Below are 15,352 nucleotides of genomic sequence, written 5' to 3'. Positions count from 1 at the left end.
GCGTGACCGTGACGCGCGCTACTCATGCCAATCCTCACCAAGATCGACGTGAACCACCCCGTCAAGACCAGCCCGTACGCCGTGACGCGCGCCCGGGTGGGGTCCGGGCGCGCGCCTGGTGCGGGAGCGGTCAGCCGGCGAGCACGCAGGGGGCGAGGCCCTCGGCGTCGAGGTCGGGCTTCGCGGCGTTGCGGCCGATCGCGGTCTCGATGCGGTTGATCGTGGCGAAGCGCTTGTCCTCGAGCGGGCCGAGAACGGCGTTCTGGATGAAGTTCGGGCCGCCCTGACCCAGCGAGGACGCGATTCGGGCATTCGCCTCGGTGATCTGGGTGTTCAGGAGTTCCAGGTTGCGCTGCACCTCGGCCTGCGCCTGGGCCGGCACGGCGGGCAGACCGGTCAGATCCGGGCAACTCACGGCGGGCAGGGCCGCGTCGCCGCCGGCGCCGTTGTCGTCCCCGGCGTCGCCGCCGTTGTTCGCGCCGCCGTTGTTCGCGCCGCCGTTGTTCGCGCCGCCGCCGTTGTTCGCGCCGCCGCCGTTGTTTCCGGCGTTGCCGCCGCCGGCGTTGCCGTTGCCGCCAGTGCTGTTGCCGGCGCCGTCGTCCCCGCTGTTGCCGGCGCCGCTGTTGGAGTTGTCGGCGCCCGCGCCCGGCACGTCGGTCGGCTGTTGGGCCGAGGCGCCGCCTTCTTCATTCAGCGCACAACCCGACAAACCCTCAGCATTCAAGTTCGGCTTCGGGGCATCGCGGCCGATCGCGGTCTCGATGCGGTTGATCGTGGCGAAGCGCTTGTCCGCCAGCGGGCCCAGGATCGCGTTGCGGATGAAGTTCGCACCTCCCTGGCCGACCGACGTGCGGAGGCGGTTGTCGGCCTCGGCGATCTGGGTGTTCAGCAGTTCCAGGTTGCGTTTCACCTCGGCTTGCGCCCGCGCGGGCACCGCCGGAAGCGCCTTGAGCTGTGGACAGTTCACGGTCGGCACGGTCTCGGCCGCCGAGGCTACGCCCAGACCGACGCCGACCAGGGCCACCGCGACTCCCGCGACCACGCCCACCTGCCAGCGGCGCACGTTCTTGCGGGATTTGAGGAACCGAGCTCTGTACATTGGGCTGAGCCTTCCGGGAAGGGGGACCGAATGTCGCTACGGCCCCCCATACGGGAGCGCTCCCACCCACGGATCAGCTTCTAACCATTTCTTAAGACGGGAACCAAGCGCTCGATGTGGCCGTGACGCCCGGCCCTCAGAAGCCCAGCAGGTCGACCAGCCACGGGTTGCGGAACGTGCCCGCCGGGTCGTACCGGCGTACGAGGTCTTGGAAGTCGGCGAAGTGGTCGTAGGCCTGGCGGATCGTCTCGGGTGACTGGGTGAAGACCTTGCCGAGGTGGGCTCGCGGGGACAGCGGCGCCAGGCTCTGCTCGAGCTCGGTCACCACGGGCAGCACGGCGTCGGTGTCGGCGATCCAGGTGAAGTGCAGCGCGATGCTGTCGCGCCGGTAGTTCGGGCTCAGCCACAGCTCGTCGCCCTTGATCGTGCGGATCTCGCAGACCTGCAGCACCGGGGCGACCCGCTCGCGGATGGAGGCGACGGCGTCGATCGCGGCCAGGCCGTCCTCGCGGGCCACGTGATATTCCGACTGCAGTTCCTCGCCGCTCGACGGGGTGAACTCCATGCGGAAGTGCGGCAGCCGCTGCTGCCACGGACCGGGGACGCCGCCCTGCTCGGTGCTGTTGGTGGCGGGCATGCCGGGCACGGGGTGGCGCGGGCCGTCGGCCGGGTGGGCGCCGAACCAGTCGCCGCTCATCGGCTCGACCCGCTTGAGCCAGGCGTGACTGACGTCGAGCCCGGTCCAGTTGGTGAAGAGGCTGACGCTGTAGCCGTCGGCCAGCATCTCGTGCAGATGCTGCTCGACCGAGGCGCGGGGCACGTTGTCGTACACGTATTGCCGCAGCTCGAACGACGGCACGACGTCGAGGGTGAGCGCGGTGACGATGCCGATCGCGCCGAGGCCGACGACGGCGCCCGGGAAGTCGGCGTCGCCGCGGCTGAGCGTCACGTTATTGCCCGAACCGTCGACGAACTCGATCGACGAGACGGCGGTGGCCAGGTTGCGGTTGCGCACGCCGGAGCCGTGGGTGGCCGTGGCGACCGCGCCGGCCACCGAGATGTGCGGCAGAGAGGCGGTGTTGTGCAGGGCCAGCCCGTTCTCGTAAAGATAGGCGGCGAGCTCGCCGTAGCGGATGCCGCCGTCGACCCGCACCGAGGACCGGTCGGCGCTGATCTCGGTGACCCGTGGCAGCCCGGCGAGCGAGACCAGCGTGCCGTCGGTGTCAGCCATGCGGTTGAAGGAGTGCCCGCTGCCCAGCGCCCGGATCGGCCCCCCGGCGGCGACGATCTCCTGCACCTCGCCCACCGTCACCGGCCGCCGCACCGCCCGCGCGTTGAAGACGATGTTGCCGGCCCAGTTGGTCAATCGCTCGCTCATCGTCCCACCCTAGAGCTTCCCCCCGTACGCCGTTCAGCCGTGCTCGCCGCAGGCCGACCGATGAGTACGGCGCCCCCGGCCAGTCATACGTGGCATGACGGTTTGGCTCGCGGTCGGCGCGGCGCTGACCCGCGCGGACATCCCCTGTCTGTGCGCAGGCCTCGCCGACCAGCTGCGCGCCCGCCCCGGACCGGGCGACGTCGTCTGTGACGCCTCCGCAGCGCGCCCCGACGTCGTCACCGTCGAGGCGCTGGCCCGTCTGCGCCTGACCGCCGGACGCCACGGCCGGCGGTTCATCGTGCACGACGCCCCGCCCGAACTGGTGAGCCTGTTCGGGCTGATGGGGCTGGGCGGCTTCCTCGCCGCCGCGGAACACGCCCGGCGATCAGTCCTGCGGGTCGAGCCGGGCGGGCAGGCCGAAGACCGGGAAGAGCCGCTCGGTGTCGAGGAAGTTGTTGATCCCGGCGATCCGGCCGTCTGAGATCTCCAGGACGATCAGCGCCCACGGCACGTGCCCCGGGCCCTCGGTATCGCGCCGGTATTGGGCGAAAGCCGGCAGCCCGTTCGCCACGACGGGGACGAGACGCGAGCCCTCGCAGTGGCGCCCGGTGCCGGCCATCCAGGCGGTGATGTCGTCGTGCCCACGCAGCCACAGCGCGAACGGCGGCATCGACAGAGTCGCGTCCTCGTGGAGCAGGGCCGTCAGGGCGCTGAGATCGTACGCCTCGAAGGCCTGGACATAACGGGCGAGAAGCTTGCGCTGATCCTCGTCGTCGGGCTCGTGGACCTCGGCCGACCTGTCCGTCGCGGCGATCGTGGCGCGAGCGCGCTGCAGGGCGCTGTTGACGCTCGGGACCGACGTGTCGAGCAGGTCGGCCACCTCTTGCGCCGACCAGGCGAGCACCTCACGCAGGATCAGCACCGCCCGCTGCTTGGCCGGCAGGTGCTGCAGCGCGGCGACGAACGCCAGCCGGATCGACTCACGGTCGGCGATCACCTGGGCCGGGTCGAGCACCCGCGCGTCAGGCACCGGGCCGACCCAGATCTCCTCGGGGCGCGGCTCACCCGGATGGGTCGCGTGGCCGGAACCGGCCGGACCCAGATCCATCGGGCGGGCCCGCCGCTGGGCGCTGCCGAGCATCGTCAGGCACACATTGGTGGCGATGCGGTAGACCCAGGACCGCAGCGCCGCGCGGCCCTCGAAGTTGTCGTACGACTTCCAGGCGCGCACGAGCGTTTCCTGCACCGCGTCTTCCGCCTCGAAGGCGGAGCCGAGCATGCGGTAGCAGTAACCAGTCAGCTCGCCTCGGAAGGTCTCGAGCTGTGTCTCGATCGGGGTAGCCACGTCGCTCACCTGTCTGAAGCTAGTACAGGGGTACGACAGAAAAAAACCGTCCGCGCACCGATGAGTCGCCGCGAGTGCCCCGGTCTTACCGGCAACACACGAGAAACGGGAGCCGAAATGACGAACTGGACCGCCGACGACCTGGGCAACGGCGAGTACGCCGAGGTGAACGGGATCAACCTCTACTACGAGTCGCACGGCGACGGCCGGCCGTTGATCCTGCTGCACGGCGGGCTCGGCTCCGGCGAGATGTTCGCGCCGATCATCCCGCGGTTCGCCGCGAACCACCGGGTCATCCTGGTCGACCTGCAGGGCCACGGCCGCACCGCCGACATCGACCGGCCGCTCGACATCAAATTCATGGCCGACGACGTGGCCGCCCTCATCGACCATCTGGGCCTCGAGAAACCCGACGTGGTCGGCTACTCGCTCGGCGGCGGCGTCGCCCTGCTGCTCGCCATCCGCCACCCGCAGAAGGTCGGCCGCCTGGTCGCCGCGTCGGCGGGCATCCGGCGCAGCGCGACCTACCCCGAGATCCTCGAACAGCAGGGCCAGGTCGGCGCGGCGGCGGCCGAGTTCATGAAAGAGACCCCGATGTACGAGCTGTACCAGCGGGTCGCACCCCGCCCGGAGGACTTCCCCCGGCTGCTCGACAAGATCGGGCAGGCGATGCAGCAGGACTTCGACTACACCGAAGAGGTCCGCGATCTGCAAGTGCCGACGCTGGTCGTGGCCGCGGACGCCGACATGTGCCCGCCAAGCCACTTCGTGGAGGTGTTCGCGCTGCTCGACGGGGGGCAGCGCGACGGCGGCTGGATGGGCGAGGGCCGGCCCAAGGGCGGGCACGCCCTCGCCATCCTGCCGGGTTTGACGCACTACAACCTGTTCATGTCGCCGCTGTTCGCGACGGCGGCGGTGGACTTCATCGACGCGACCGAATAGGTCCGGAGGTCAAGGCCGTCCACAGTTCGGGGTTGTCCACAGCCCGCCCGCCCAAGATCCCGTCATCGCGTCAGACTGACGAACGGGGGTTCCCCCTTGGGAGGGCGGGCTCTGGGCTGGCAGGCTCTCGACTCGCGGGCTCTCGACTCGCGGACTCGAGCGCCGACGGCATCCGCGACGATTTGCGGAGCAGCACCACATGCACCGCGAAGAGCGCATACCCCACCAGCACCGGCAACAACGCCGGATGCACGAGTGCCGCCAGCGCCGCCGCGATCAGCACCACCCCGGTCGTGGCGACCAACGCCGACGGCCGCAGCGCCACCAACGCCCGCGCCCGCCGCACGGCCCCGGGCCCCGCGGCCAGCCCGGCGACCAATGCCGCGAACCCCGCCGCCGCTGCCGCCGCGAGGAGCACCGCCGCGATCATCACCGTCCCGCCCGGCACCGCCCCGCGCCGCAGCGCGATCACGTCCAGCGCCACCAGCCACGCCGCCGCGAGCACCAGCGGCCCGGCGAGCGCCCCCGGCACCAGCCGCGTACGGAAGGACGCCCAGCACTCGGCGGCCGTCGACCACCGCCCGATCGTCAGCAGTCGCTCCAACGACGCGCTGCCCGCGGAGAACGCCGCCCCCGCCGTCACGATCGGCACCGACGCCAGGGTCACGAGGATCCCCAGCAGCGCCAGGTCCGCCGCCAGCCGCAGTGTGTCGCGCCAGTCGTAGCGCATCAGAGTTTCACCCCTTCAGACCGCTCGTGTTGATGCCCTCGACCAGCAGCCGTTGGAAGGCGACGAAGAACAGGAACACCGGGATCAGCGACAGCAGCGACATCGCGAACATCGGCCCGACCGCGCTTTCGCTGGTCGAGTCGATGAACAGGGTCAGCGCCACCGGAGCCGTGTAGTCCTTCAGCTCCGACAGGAACACGAGCTGCCGGAAGAAGTCGTTCCACGTCCAGATGAACGAGAAGATCGCCGTCGTCACCAGCGCCGGGCGGGACAGCGGCAGAACCACATGCCTGAAGATCCCGTACGGGGATGCGCCGTCGATCACAGCGGCCTCGTCGAGCTCGCGGGGGATGCCGCGCATGAACTGCACGATCAGGAAGACGAAGAACGCTTCTGTGGCGAGGAACGCCGGTACGAGCAGCGGCAGGTAGGGCCAGTCCCCGCCGACCCAGCCGAGGCTGCGGAACAGGATGTACTGCGGGATGATCAGCACGTGGCCGGGCAGCAGCAGCGTGCCGATCATGACGGCGAACCACACACCGCGCAGCCGGAACCGCAGACGACCCAGGGCGTACGCGGCCAGGAGGCAACTGATCGTGTTGCCCGCCACGGTCAGCAGGGAGACGAGCGCGCTGTTGAGGAAGAAGCGCCCGAAGCTCACGTCGAACTTGGACCAGCCCTCGGCGAAGTTGCCGGGCGTGAACTCGCGCGGGATCAGCCCGATGTTGCTGACGATCTCCTGCGGCGACTTGAGCGATGTGCCGACCATCCACACCAGCGGGTAGAGCACGACCGCGAGGATGATCACCAGGATCAGGAGGCGAAGGCGCATCACCGCTCCTCGTTGTCGGAGTAGTGCACCCAGAACCGTCCGGTCGTGAACAGGACGACCGTGATCGCGCCGATCACGATCAGGAAGACCCACGCCATCGCCGACGCGTAGCCCATCTCGAGCTCACTGAAGCCCTTGATGTAGAGGTTCAGCGTGTACATCAGCGTGGAGTCGACCGGCCCGCCGGTGCCGTTGGAGAGCACGAAGGCGGACGTGAAGCCCTGGAAGCCGTTGATCGTCTCGAGCACCAGGTTGAAGAAGATGACCGGCGACAGCATCGGCAGCGTGATGTGCACGAATTTGCGCCACGCGCTGGCCCCGTCGACCGACGCCGCCTCGTACAGCTCGACCGGGACCTGTTTGAGGCCGGCCAGGAAGATCACCATCGGGGCGCCGAACTGCCAGATCGCCAGCAGGATCAACGTGTACAGAGCCCAGTCGGGGTCGCTGACCCAGGGCAGTCCCTCGATGCCGAAGAGGGCGAGGAACGAGTTGAAGGCGCCGTCGCGGTTGAACATGCTGACCCAGACGATGGCCAGCGCGACACTGCCGCCGAGCAGCGACGGCAGATAGAACAGGCCCCGGAAGACCGAGATGCCGCGCATCGTGCGGTTGAGCAGCATCGCGACGCCGAGCGCGGCGGCCAGTTTCAGCGGCACGGCGACCAGCGCGAACGTGATGGTCACGGTCACCGAGTGCCAGTAGGACTGGTCCGCGGTGAACATGCGGCGGTAGTTGTCGAGGCCGACCCACTCGGCGTCGCCGAGCGAGATGAGCGGGCTGTAGTCGGTGAAGCTGAGGTAGAGCGAGATCAGCATCGGGACCGCGGTGATGCCGAGCAGGCCCAGCAGCCACGGGGAGAGGAAGACGTAGCCGGCCAGGTTCTCCCGGCGCCGGCGGACCCGCCGCCCCGGCCGCGGGGCGGCGGGGGCGACGGGTTCAGCGAAAACGGTCGAGGCGGTCACGAGGCGCCGATCGCCGCCTTGGCCGCCGCGACGTAGGCGGCAGCCGCTTGCGCCGGGGTCTGCCGGCCGTAAACGACCTCCTCGGCCACCCGCACCAGCTCGGAGCGCACCTTGCTGTGGCCTTTGGGCGGCACGGTCGGCGGGTTCGGCCCGAACTTCGCGCCGAGCTCGTCCTGCACCGCGATCGTCTGCTTCATGTTCGGGTCGGTCACGGTCGAAGCGACCTGCTTGCGGATGTCGAGGTTGGGCGGCAGTCCGCGGTCGGTGCCGAGGATCTTGGCGGCCTCCGGGTCGTTGGCCAGGAAGTTGATCACGTCGACCGCGGTGTCCTTGTGCTTGCTGCCGCGGAACGCCGAGAAGTACAGCGACGCGCGCGCCCACTGCACGCTCGGGTCACCCGGGTAGGCCATCAGACCCAGCTCGGCCTCGGTGTTCTTCTTCAGCTCGGGCATCTGGTTGGTCCACACCCACGACGTGCCGGCCTTGCCGGTGACGATCAGCTGTTTGCTGACGTCGCTGGCGTTGCCCTCGTGGATGACGTCGGGCGTCGGCGTGGCCCCCTTGGCGCGGGCGTCCTTCCACAGCGTGAACCACTTGGTCATGTCCGCCTCGTCGAAGCCGAGCTCCTTGCCGGCGTACAGGTCCTTGCCGTTCTGCCGCAGGAAGACCCAGAGCGCCTGGTAGACCGCGCTCGCGTCCTGCGTACCGGGAAGCTTGGCGGTCTTGGAGACGCCCGCGGCCCACGTGATGAACTCGTCCCAGCTCATGCCGGTCTTCGGCTCGGGCAGGTTGTGCTTGGCGAGCAGGGTCTTGTTGTAGACCAGGCCCTGGGTGTTCTCGCCCATCGCGACCCCGGCGAGCTTGCCGTCGACCTCGCCGTATTTGCGCAGGCTCTCCGGGAACTTGCTCACGTCGAGCTTGCCGCTTTCCGTGTACGGGGTGAGGTCGAGCGTCACGCCGCGGCCGGCGTACTCGGAGATGTAGTTGTCGTCGATCTGGAAGATGTCCGGCGCGTTGCCACCGGCCGTCAGCGTGGCGAGCTTGTCGAAGTAGCCCTGGTTTCCCTGCCAGGTCTTCTTGAACGTGACGTTCGGGTTCTTCTGCGTGTAGAGCGCGAGCGCCTGCTCGGTCAGTTCGGCGCGTTTCTCGGCGCCCCACCAGAAGACCGACAGTTCGACCTTGTCGGAGGCGCCACCGGACTTGTCGTCACCACCGCACGCGGCGGCGCCGAGCAGAAGGGGCACGGTCAGGGCAGCGGCCAGCAGTCGGCGGCGGGTAGTACGTTGAGCGGGCGTGTTGCCCCGCGTGATGGGCTCCATGACGCTTCTCCTTCAGGAAGCGACACCTCCGGGGGCGTTCACGTCGCCCGGGTCCGCAGGGCTGTGCGGACCCGGGCCCCGCCCCGTCGAGTCGCGTATGACCAGTTCGGTCTGCAGATGGACGTGTGCGGTGGTGCGACGGTCGTCGCCATGCGCGAGCAGCATGTCGACGGCCGCCCGACCGGCGGCGGCGGTGGGGGTCGCCACCGTGGTCAGCTTCGGGCGGGTGAGCCGGCTGAGCATGATGTCGTCGATCCCGACGACGCTGACGTCGCGGGGCACCTCGGCCCCGGCGGCCAGCAGACCCTCGATGAGCCCGATCGCCATGAGGTCGTTGTAGGCGAGCACGGCGGTGGCGCCGGCTCGCAGCACGTCCTCGGCGACCGTGAGACCGCCGACCTCGGTCGGCGGGTTGGGGCCGATGATGGTGAGCTCGGCCCCGGCGGTGCGGGCGGTCGCCGACGCCGAGCGCCGGATCTCGCGGCTGGTCCACGACCCGCGCGGGCCGGCGACCAGGGCGAGCCGGTGATGCCCGAGCGCCGTCAGGTGCTCGATCGCGGTGCGGGCGCCGCGGGCGACGTCCATGACCACGGCCGGGATGCCGGCGACCTGCCGGTTGACCACGACCATCGGCACCTCGCGGCTGAGCTGCTCGATCAGCGCGTTGCTCATCCGCGGGCTGACCAGCAGCACGCCGTCGACCTGCTTGGCCAGGGCGCGCACCACCTCCTCCTCGAGCGCCGCGTCCTCGTTGGTGTCGGCGACGAAGATGTGGTGGTCGTGCTTGCGGGCCTGGGCCTCCGCCGCTTTGATCAGCGGCGGGAAGAACGGGTTGGCGATGTCGGCGACGATCAGGCCGATGTTGTAGGTGCGGCCGGTGATCAGCGCCCGGGCGGCCCGGTTCGGGCGATAGCCGAGCTGCTCGGCGCAGGCCAGGACGCGGCTGCGCGTGTTCGGGTTCACCAGGTGAGGCGCCGAGAACGTGCGCGACACGGTGGAGATGTGCACGCCGCAAGCCCGGGCCACGTCGCGAATGGTGACAGCCACGTTCACCCTCCTTTGTGTCCCGGGTCACTACGATGACGCCCATTAATGCAAGCGGTTGCACTCGTGTCAATGGCGTTCCGTTACGAGAACATTGCGAAGGCACACTCCCAGGCCGTCAAAATGGGACAATACCGGGCAGGTCATTGACGCCAACTAATTGATCTGCGTAACTTCGCTGCAAACCTTTGCCGCCCGGAGCCCCGGGAGTTGCCATGGAAAGAACGAGACGCCGGATCGCCCTCGTCGGCGCCGGCTCGCGAGCCGAGATGTTCCTGCGCGCGGTCACCGAGGACCACGCCGACACCGCCGAACTGGTCGCCCTGGCCGACGTGAACCAGTCCCGCATGGACACCCACAACGGCTGGCTCAAGAACCCGGTGCCCACCTACCGGGCCACCGACCTGACCACCATGCTCGACCGCGAACGGGTCGACGAGCTGATCGTGACCAGCGTGGACAGCACGCACGCCGGGCACATCGTCACCGCCCTCGAGGCCGGCTGCGACGTCATCACCGAGAAGCCGATGACGGTCGACGCGGCGAGCAGCGACCGCATCCTCGACGCCGCCGAACGCACCGGCGGCCGTGTGCGGGTCGCCTTCAACTACCGGTTCAACCCCGTGCACGAGGTGGTGCGCACCCTGCTGGCCGGGGGCGAGATCGGCGAGATCGGCTCGGTGCACTTCGAGTGGCTGCTCGACGTGCGGCACGGTGCCGACTATTTCCGTCGCTGGCACCGCGAGAAGGCGAACAGCGGCGGTCTCCTCGTCCACAAATCCGGTCATCACTTCGATCTCGTCAACTGGTGGCTCAGTGCCGCGCCGGTCGAGGTCTTCGCGTCGGGGCGGCTCTTCTTCTACGGCGATCAAGGGCAGCGGCACGGGTACGCCCGTGAGTACGACCGGGCGCACGGAAGCGACGCCGCCCGCGACGACCCGTTCGCCCTCGACCTGGCCGCCGACCCCAAGCTGCGGGCGCTCTACCTGGACGCCGAGGCCGAGGACGGGTATCACCGCGACCGCAACGTGTTCGCCCCCGGCATCACCATCGAGGACGACCTGGCCGTGCTGGTCAGGTATGACACCGGCGCCACGATGAGCTACCACCTCACCGCGTACGCCCCCTGGGAGGGCTATCGCCTGATGGTGAACGGCAGCCGGGGCCGCCTCGAGCTCGAGGTCATCGAGAGCGACCACGTCTCGCCGCAGGCCGCGGGCCTGGTGAAACAGGGAGCGAGCCCCGAGTCGGGATCGGTGACGCTGACCATCCGCCCGTTCTGGTCACCGCCGTACGCGATCGAGCTTCAACCCGTCGACCGGGCCGGGCACGGTGGCGCCGATCGCCGCATGACCGCCGTGCTGCTGGGCGGGCAGACCGACCCGATGCGCCGCTCGGCGACCGCCCGCGACGGCGCGCTGGCCCTGCTCACCGGCCTGGCCGCCAACGAGAGCCTGCGCACCGGGCTGCCGGTGCCGACCGATGAGGTGACCAGATAGTGCCCGACCCCCTCCTGACGACCGGGCTCGCCCGCGACCTCTACGCCGTCGCCCGCGACCTGCCGCTGATCAGCCCGCACGGCCACGTCGACCCGGCGCTGCTCGCCGACGACCAGCCGTTCCCCGACCCGGCGCGGCTGCTGATCGTCCCCGACCACTACGTCACCCGCATGCTGCTCAGCCAGGGCATCCCACCCGACCGCCTGGGCGTGCCGCGACGCGACGGAGGACCGGTCGAGACCGACCCCCGTACGATCTGGCGCCTGCTCGCCGCGAACTGGCATCTGTTCCGCGGCACGCCGTCGCGACTGTGGCTCGAACAGACCTTCCGTACGGTGTTCGGGGTCTCCACGCCGCTGAGCCGGGACACCGCCGACGAGGTGTACGACGCGATCGCGGCCCGGCTGGCCGAGCCGGCGTTCCGGCCGCGGGCGCTGTTCGAGCGCTTCGGCATCGAGGTCCTCGCGACGACCGAGTCGCCGACCGACGAGCTGGTGCACCACGCGAAGCTGGCCGCCGACGGCTGGTTCGGGCGGGTGATCAGCACCTTCCGTCCGGACAACGTGGTCGACCTCGAACACGGGGACTGGGCGTCGAACGTGGCGCGGATGGGCGAGCTGGCCGGCGAGGACACGGGCACGTACGCCGGCTATCTGAACGCCCTGCGCCGCCGCCGGGAGGCGTTCATCGAGGCCGGCACGACGTCGTCGGATCATGGGCACCCGACGGCCCGTACGGTCGCACTCTCCCCCGCCGAAGCCGCGCGGCTCTACGACCGGGCGCTGCGGGGCGACATCTCGCCGGCCGACGCGGAGACGTTCCGCGGGCACATGATCCTCGAGTTCGCGCGGATGTCGATCGACGACGGCCTCGTCCTGCAGCTGCACCCCGGCGCGTCCCGCGACCACAACCGCGTCCTCCTCGCGGCGCACGGGCGGGACGTGGGCGGCGACATCCCGCAGGCAACCGATTACGTCCACGCGTTGCGTCCGCTTCTGGACGCGTACGGGATGGATTCTCGCCTGCGGGTTGTGCTCTACACGCTGGACGAGACCGCGTTCAGCCGTGAACTGGCCCCGCTGGCCGGTGGCTATCCGGCGCTGTTCCTGGGCGCGCCGTGGTGGTTCCTGGACACTCCCGACGCGATGCGCCGCTTCCGCGAGGCGGTCACCGACGCGGCGGGCTTCTACAACACGGCGGGATTCGTCGACGACACGCGCGCCTTCTGTTCCATTCCCGTACGCCATGACATCGCTCGCCGCGTCGACGCGTCCTGTCTCGCCGCGCTCGTCGAACAGGACCGCCTGCCGCTCGCCGAGGCCGAGGAGACGATGGCCGACCTGGCCTACCACCTTCCGAAGCGCATCTTCAAGCTCGACAAGGGGCTGAGCTCATGACCACGATCACCGGTGTCCAGGTGCACGATGTGCGGTTCCCGACGGCGGCGGCCGGGGACGGCTCCGACTCGATCAACCGCGGCGACTACTCGGCGACCTATGTCGAGCTGTCCACCGACAACACGCTGACCGGGGCCGGATTCACGTTCACCAACGGACGCGGCAACGAGATCACCTGCGCGGCCGTGCGGGCTCTTGCTCCCCACGTCGTCGGCAAGGAGCTCACCTCCCTGTTCGCCGAGCCCCTCGACTTCCTGCGTTCGCTGACCGCCGACCCGCAACTCCGTTGGCTCGGGCCCGAGAAGGGCGCGCTGCACATGGCGACCGGCGCGCTCGTCAACGCCGTGTGGGACCTGCGCGCCAAGGCCGCCGGCAAGCCCATGTGGAAACTGCTCGCCTCGCTGCCCACCGCCGAACTCGTGGCCTGCGTGGACTTCCGGCACATCGACGACGCTCTCACTCCTTCGGAAGCCGCCGCGATTCTCGACAAGGGCCTCGACGGCCTCGCCGATCGCCTATCGATTATCGAGCAGCAGGGCTTCCCGTCGTACACGACCAGCGTCGGCTGGCTCGGCTATCCCGACGAGAAAGTCCGGGACCTGACCAGAGCCGCGTACGCCGAGGGCTGGCGCGCGATGAAGATGAAGGTCGGCGGCCCGATCGAGGACGACGTGCGGCGTGCCGCGATCATCCGCGCCGAGATCGGCCCGGACGCCCTGCTCATGATGGATGCCAACCAGATCTGGGGCGTCGACGAGGCGATCGCCAACATGGCCCGGCTGGCCGAGTTCGACCCCTACTGGATCGAGGAGCCGACGCATCCCGACGACGTGCTCGGTCACGCGCGCATCCAGCGGGCGGTCGCCCCGATCCGGGTCGCGACCGGCGAGGTCGCCGCCAACCGGGTCATCTTCAAACAGTTGCTGCAGGCCGAGGCGATCGGGGTCGTGCAGGTCGACGCGTGCCGGGTCGCGGGCATCCCCGAAGTGCTGGCCGAACTGCTGCTGGCCGCCAAGTTCGGGGTGCCGGTCTGCCCGCACGCCGGCGGGGTCGGCCTGTGCGAACTCGTTCAGCACCTATCGATTTTCGATTATCTGCGCGTCGGCACGTCGCTGGAGGGCCGCATGATCGAATACGTCGACCACCTGCACGAACACTTCACCGACCCGGTACGCACCCGCGACGGCCGCTACCTGCTGCCGGCCCGGCCCGGCTACAGCTCCGACCTGCGGCCCGCGTCGATGGCCGAGTTCTCCTTCCCGGACGGCCCGGCATGGAGCTGAACCGCGCCACCCTCGACCGCGTGCCGACGGAATCGCGTCCGCGTATCACCGCTCCCGCCCCGGGGATCGTCCACCTCGGCCTCGGCGCCTTCCACCGCGCCCACCAGGCCGTCTTCACCGAGGACGCGATGGCCGCGGCCGGCGGCGACTGGGGCATCGTCGGCGTCGCGCCACGTTCACCGCAGATCGCCGACGCGATGCGCGCCCAGGACGGCCTGTTCAGCGTCGTGTCGCTCGCCGCCGCGGGCAGCAGCACCCGGGTGATCGGCTCGTCGGCCGGCCAGCTGCTCGCCGCCGCCGACCCGAACGCCGTCGTGAAGTGGCTCGCCGACCCGGCGATCCGCGTGGTCACGCTGACCGTGACCGAGAAGGCGTACCGGCTCGACCCGGCCACCGGCCGCCTGCTGCTCGACGACGAGTTGCGCGCCGACCTCGAGACCGACCGCCCGCCGCGTACGATCCCCGGCCTGCTGCTGCGCGGCCTGTGCGCCCGCCGCCGGGCCGACGCGGGCCCGATCGCCCTGGTCAGCTGCGACAACCTGCCGTCCAACGGGCACCGGCTGCGCGGCCTGGTCGACCAGCTCGCGACGGCCACCGCGATAGCCCCGTGGGTGCGCGCCAACGCGAGCTTCCCCGGCACGATGGTCGACCGCATCGTCCCCGCGACGACCGACGCGTTACTGACAGCGGCGGCGACAGCCCTGGGCGTACGGGACCGGGCCGCAGTCGGTGCCGAACCGTACTCCGCGTGGATCATCGAGGACGCCTTCCCCGGCGGCCGGCCGGCGTGGGAGCAGGCGGGCGCCGTTCTCACCGACGACCCCCGCCCGTGGGAGACGCTGAAGTTGCGCGCCCTCAACGGCGTGCACTCGGCGATCGCCTACCTCGGCGCGGTCGCGGGCCGGTCGACCATCGCCGACGCGCTCGAGATCCCCGGCCTGCACGCGGTGCTGCGGCGCCTGATCGCCGAGGACATCACCCCCGGCCTGACCCCGCCGTCCGGCGTCGACACCATCGCGTACGGCGACGAGGCGCTGGCCCGCTTCGCCAACCCGGCCATCGTCCACCGGACCGTGCAGGTAGCGATGGACGGCTCCCAGAAGCTCCCCCAACGAGTCCTGCACACGATCAAAGCCCGTCGCGACGCCGGCGCCGTCCCCCGCTGGGCGGCCCTGGTGGTGGCCGCCTGGATGCGCTACGTGCAGGGCGTCACCGACGACGGCCGGTCGCTCCCCCTCGACGACCCGCTGGCCGACCGCATCCGCGCCCGCCTGGCCGACGCCCCCGCGACCCCCGAAGGTGTGGTCGACGCCCTGCTGAGCCTCGACACCGTCTTCACCCCCGACCTGGCCGACGACCCCGAACTGCGCACCACCCTGATCGACTGGCTGACCGCCCTGGAAAAGCACGGCGTCGAACCAACCCTGGCCGGCGCCGCATGACCCCACCCGCTCGCCACATGCCCCCAACCCCGCCCCCACCCCACCGCACCACTCCTCCCGACCTGCGAAGCGCAACC

General features: G+C 70.1%; 14 protein-coding genes. 6 read left to right on the top strand and 8 right to left on the bottom strand.

Annotated elements, in window-relative coordinates; genetic code table 11:
- Nucleotides 1–130: 130 nt before the first annotated feature.
- Both EER30_RS41590 and EER30_RS41585 read right to left on the bottom strand, forming a co-directional pair.
- A complete protein-coding gene (locus EER30_RS41590) occupies nucleotides 131–1,099 on the bottom strand; it encodes a hypothetical protein (RefSeq protein ID WP_127507509.1) in 969 nt (322 codons plus the stop codon).
- Between the two features lie 136 nt (nucleotides 1,100–1,235).
- Entirely contained in the window at nucleotides 1,236–2,477 is a 1,242-nt protein-coding gene (locus tag EER30_RS41585) for an FAD-binding protein (RefSeq protein WP_127507507.1), read from the bottom strand.
- A 94-nt stretch (nucleotides 2,478–2,571) separates the two neighbouring features.
- Here EER30_RS41585 and EER30_RS41580 point away from each other — a divergent pair, with 94 nt between their 5' ends.
- Nucleotides 2,572–2,958, top strand: coding sequence for an STAS domain-containing protein (locus tag EER30_RS41580; RefSeq protein ID WP_127507505.1), 387 nt, complete (start codon nucleotides 2,572–2,574; stop codon nucleotides 2,956–2,958).
- On the opposite strand, the gene EER30_RS41575 is transcribed toward EER30_RS41580, so the two are convergent.
- Nucleotides 2,863–3,831 (bottom strand): sigma-70 family RNA polymerase sigma factor, encoded by a 969-nt coding sequence (locus EER30_RS41575; protein WP_127507503.1) that lies wholly within the window; start codon nucleotides 3,829–3,831, stop codon nucleotides 2,863–2,865. The two genes, EER30_RS41580 and EER30_RS41575, sit on opposite strands and share 96 nt — an antisense overlap.
- Before the next feature lie 108 nt (nucleotides 3,832–3,939).
- On the opposite strand from EER30_RS41575, the gene EER30_RS41570 reads away from it, so the two are divergent.
- Complete coding sequence (locus EER30_RS41570; protein ID WP_127507498.1) at nucleotides 3,940–4,764, top strand: alpha/beta fold hydrolase; 825 nt, start codon at nucleotides 3,940–3,942, stop codon at nucleotides 4,762–4,764.
- 70 nt (nucleotides 4,765–4,834) lie between these two features.
- Here EER30_RS41570 and EER30_RS41565 read toward each other — a convergent pair whose 3' ends face one another.
- The 5 genes from EER30_RS41565 to EER30_RS41545 all read right to left on the bottom strand — a co-directional run bounded on the left by EER30_RS41565 (nucleotide 4,835) and on the right by EER30_RS41545 (nucleotide 9,657).
- Nucleotides 4,835–5,494 (bottom strand): hypothetical protein, encoded by a 660-nt coding sequence (locus EER30_RS41565; protein WP_127507496.1) that lies wholly within the window; start codon nucleotides 5,492–5,494, stop codon nucleotides 4,835–4,837.
- A 7-nt stretch (nucleotides 5,495–5,501) separates the two neighbouring features.
- Entirely contained in the window at nucleotides 5,502–6,326 is an 825-nt protein-coding gene (locus tag EER30_RS41560; RefSeq protein WP_127507494.1) for a carbohydrate ABC transporter permease, read from the bottom strand.
- Nucleotides 6,326–7,207 carry a carbohydrate ABC transporter permease gene (locus tag EER30_RS41555; RefSeq protein ID WP_240670652.1) on the bottom strand — a complete coding sequence of 294 codons (882 nt, stop codon included), beginning with the start codon at nucleotides 7,205–7,207 and terminating at the stop codon, nucleotides 6,326–6,328. Before EER30_RS41555 ends, EER30_RS41560 begins: the two co-directional genes overlap by 1 nt.
- Before the next feature lie 80 nt (nucleotides 7,208–7,287).
- Nucleotides 7,288–8,610, bottom strand: a complete 1,323-nt coding sequence (locus tag EER30_RS41550) for an ABC transporter substrate-binding protein (protein ID WP_127507490.1) — start codon at nucleotides 8,608–8,610, stop codon at nucleotides 7,288–7,290.
- A 12-nt stretch (nucleotides 8,611–8,622) separates the two neighbouring features.
- A complete protein-coding gene (locus EER30_RS41545) occupies nucleotides 8,623–9,657 on the bottom strand; it encodes a LacI family DNA-binding transcriptional regulator (protein ID WP_127507488.1) in 1,035 nt (344 codons plus the stop codon).
- A gap of 212 nt (nucleotides 9,658–9,869) precedes the next feature.
- Between EER30_RS41545 and EER30_RS41540 the strand changes: the two genes are divergently transcribed.
- From EER30_RS41540 to EER30_RS41525, 4 genes are read left to right on the top strand one after another with little or no spacing between them, the layout of a single operon-like run.
- Nucleotides 9,870–11,153 (top strand): Gfo/Idh/MocA family protein, encoded by a 1,284-nt coding sequence (locus EER30_RS41540; RefSeq protein WP_127507486.1) that lies wholly within the window; start codon nucleotides 9,870–9,872, stop codon nucleotides 11,151–11,153.
- Entirely contained in the window at nucleotides 11,153–12,550 is a 1,398-nt protein-coding gene (gene uxaC / locus EER30_RS41535; RefSeq protein WP_240670648.1) for a glucuronate isomerase, read from the top strand. Before EER30_RS41540 ends, uxaC begins: the two co-directional genes overlap by 1 nt.
- A complete protein-coding gene (locus tag EER30_RS41530) occupies nucleotides 12,547–13,833 on the top strand; it encodes an enolase C-terminal domain-like protein (protein ID WP_127507482.1) in 1,287 nt (428 codons plus the stop codon). Before uxaC ends, EER30_RS41530 begins: the two co-directional genes overlap by 4 nt.
- Nucleotides 13,824–15,275, top strand: a complete 1,452-nt coding sequence (locus tag EER30_RS41525; protein ID WP_127507480.1) for a mannitol dehydrogenase family protein — start codon at nucleotides 13,824–13,826, stop codon at nucleotides 15,273–15,275. Before EER30_RS41530 ends, EER30_RS41525 begins: the two co-directional genes overlap by 10 nt.
- Nucleotides 15,276–15,352 lie beyond the last annotated feature (77 nt).

Source organism: Actinoplanes solisilvae (assembly GCF_003999975.1).
Classification (GTDB): domain Bacteria; phylum Actinomycetota; class Actinomycetes; order Mycobacteriales; family Micromonosporaceae; genus Actinoplanes; species Actinoplanes solisilvae.
Note: the sequence above shows the minus strand (reverse complement) of the source record. Positions and strands in the feature narration are given on the sequence as shown.

What these genes read in the sequence shown, in the direction of transcription:
- EER30_RS41565 (WP_127507496.1), bottom strand. Translation starts at nt 5,494, where the DNA reads ATGCGCTACGACTGGCGCGACACACTGCGGCTGGCGGCGGACCTGGCG.
- EER30_RS41540 (WP_127507486.1), top strand. Translation starts at nt 9,870, where the DNA reads ATGGAAAGAACGAGACGCCGGATCGCCCTCGTCGGCGCCGGCTCGCGA.
- EER30_RS41525 (WP_127507480.1), top strand. Translation starts at nt 13,824, where the DNA reads ATGGAGCTGAACCGCGCCACCCTCGACCGCGTGCCGACGGAATCGCGT.
- EER30_RS41560 (WP_127507494.1), bottom strand. Translation starts at nt 6,326, where the DNA reads ATGCGCCTTCGCCTCCTGATCCTGGTGATCATCCTCGCGGTCGTGCTC.
- EER30_RS41530 (WP_127507482.1), top strand. Translation starts at nt 12,547, where the DNA reads ATGACCACGATCACCGGTGTCCAGGTGCACGATGTGCGGTTCCCGACG.
- EER30_RS41585 (WP_127507507.1), bottom strand. Translation starts at nt 2,477, where the DNA reads ATGAGCGAGCGATTGACCAACTGGGCCGGCAACATCGTCTTCAACGCG.
- EER30_RS41550 (WP_127507490.1), bottom strand. Translation starts at nt 8,610, where the DNA reads ATGGAGCCCATCACGCGGGGCAACACGCCCGCTCAACGTACTACCCGC.
- EER30_RS41590 (WP_127507509.1), bottom strand. Translation starts at nt 1,099, where the DNA reads ATGTACAGAGCTCGGTTCCTCAAATCCCGCAAGAACGTGCGCCGCTGG.
- EER30_RS41570 (WP_127507498.1), top strand. Translation starts at nt 3,940, where the DNA reads ATGACGAACTGGACCGCCGACGACCTGGGCAACGGCGAGTACGCCGAG.
- EER30_RS41580 (WP_127507505.1), top strand. Translation starts at nt 2,572, where the DNA reads ATGACGGTTTGGCTCGCGGTCGGCGCGGCGCTGACCCGCGCGGACATC.